Here is a 275-nt window from a genome sequence, read left to right as displayed (position 1 = left end):
ATAGTGTCGTATTTGGTGTCCGAATTCCGATCCAGGAAGGCCAGCATGTCATCGGTATTCAAAAAGCCCGGGTTGACCACGGTAGAATCCAGGTCCTCCCGGTATTCTTCCTCGTCTTCCAACAGGGCGCGGAGGGATTCCTCAATGGCCGTTTCGTCCGCGGCACTCGCTTTTTCCTCAAAATACACATAGCGCAAATCGCGGGCGGCTTCCTGCTTGAATTCGCTTGGGTTTTCCTTAATATAAGCCGCGATCTCCTCCTTGGATACGGAGAT

Annotated in this window: 1 pseudogene; it reads right to left on the bottom strand. The window is 52.4% G+C overall.

Annotation, left to right across the window (positions count from 1 at the left end):
- Positions 1–275: pseudogene (locus ACRHNM_RS16710) on the bottom strand (peptidylprolyl isomerase); the annotation flags it as partial.

It is taken from the genome of Psychroserpens mesophilus (assembly GCF_050617655.1).
GTDB classification, from domain to species: domain Bacteria; phylum Bacteroidota; class Bacteroidia; order Flavobacteriales; family Flavobacteriaceae; genus Psychroserpens; species Psychroserpens mesophilus_A.
The sequence above is the reverse complement of the archived record's forward strand: the minus strand, read 5'-3'. Positions and strand labels throughout refer to the sequence as shown.